The 1,508-nt window shown below is 54.8% G+C and carries 1 protein-coding gene; it reads left to right on the top strand.

The features are described 5' to 3' along the window. Nucleotides 1-85: 85 nt before the first annotated feature. A protein-coding gene (locus tag ACR0MO_RS21615) for an IS3 family transposase (protein ID WP_480893304.1) occupies nucleotides 86-1,434 on the top strand; the annotation gives its coding sequence in 2 pieces (ribosomal slippage) (nucleotides 86-422 and nucleotides 422-1,434; 1,350 coding nt in all). The last annotated feature ends 74 nt before the right edge of the window (nucleotides 1,435-1,508 follow it).

The following is a 1,508-nucleotide window of genomic DNA, read 5'->3' as shown; positions in this document are numbered from 1 at the left end:
TGTCTGACGTCAGCACCAATGGGACAGTTTAGGGCGATTTGATAAGAGAGGGTTTCTGGCTCATCGTAACCGCCAAGGAGTGGAGATGAGAAAGAAACCCGGACCCAAGCAGAGCCACGGTGAGAAGGTCGTAAAGGACATTCGCCGTGCGACCCGCAAACAGTATTCCGCAGAAGAGAAGATCAGGATCGTGCTGGACGGCCTAAAAGGCGAGGACAGCATTGCAGAGCTGTGCCGTCGTGAGGGCATTGCACAGAGCCTGTATTACAGCTGGTCCAAGGAATTCTTGGAAGCCGGCAAGAAGCGTCTGGCAGGCGACACGGCCCGCGCGGCAACTTCCACCGAAGTGAAGGATCTGAGACGGGAAGCCCGCGATCTGAAAGAAGTTGTGGCAGAACAGGCCCTGGAACTGCGGCTTCTCAAAAAAAGCATGATCGCGGATGGGGACGACGACGAATGAGATATCCTGCATCCGAGAAGCTTGAGATCATCCGCTTGGTTGAGCAATCGCATCTGCCGACCAAACGCACTTTGGAGAAGCTGGGCATTCCGAAGACCACGTTCTATCGCTGGTACGACCGATATCTCGTCGGCCCCGAGGCGCTTGAAGATCGTAGACCCACGCCGTCACGGGTCTGGAACCGCATTCCCATGCCAGTGCGCGAGAAGATCAAGGATCTGGCTCTGAAGGAAAGTGAGCTTTCCCCGCGTGAGTTGGCTGTTCGCTTCACCGACACAGAAAAGTACTTTGTGTCAGAGGCTTCGGTCTACCGCATCCTCAAATCCTACGATCTGATCACCAGCCCAGCCTATGTGGTTTTGTCAGCCGCAGACGAGTTCCAGGACAAGACAACACGACCGAACCAACTCTGGCAGACAGACTTTACCTATCTGAAGGTGATCGGCTGGGGCTGGTTCTATCTCAGCACGATCCTGGACGATTACAGCCGATACATCATCGCCTGGAAGCTTTGCACGACGATGAAGACCAAGGATGTGACCGACACACTGGACCTCGCTTTGCGCGCCTCAGGCTGTGATCAGGCAACGGTGCTGCACAAACCACGCCTGCTCAGCGACAACGGGTCCAGCTACATCTCTGGTGAGCTTGCCGAATGGCTGGAAGATCAGAAAATGGATCATGTTCGAGGGGCGCCATACCATCCGCAGACCCAAGGCAAGATTGAGCGGTGGCACCAGACTCTCAAGAACCGCATCTTATTGGAAAACTACTATCTGCCCGGTGACCTTCAGCAGCAGATCGATGCTTTCGTCGATCACTACAATCACCGGCGCTACCACGAAAGCTTACAAAACCTCACGCCCGCTGATGTCTACTTCGGACGCGGGCAGACCATTCTAAAACAACGAGAAAGGATCAAACGAAAGACCATCGAAACCCGGCGCTTGCTTCACCGCAAAACCGCCGCATAATCAATCCAACCAGACGCGCCAGATCCTCTCTTAGCTCAGGCCGCCTTCTGTCCCAAAATCCCTGACGACGGACA

The sequence above is a fragment of the Ruegeria sp. K5 genome (assembly GCF_056531805.1).
Note: the sequence above shows the minus strand (reverse complement) of the source record. Positions and strands in the feature narration are given on the sequence as shown.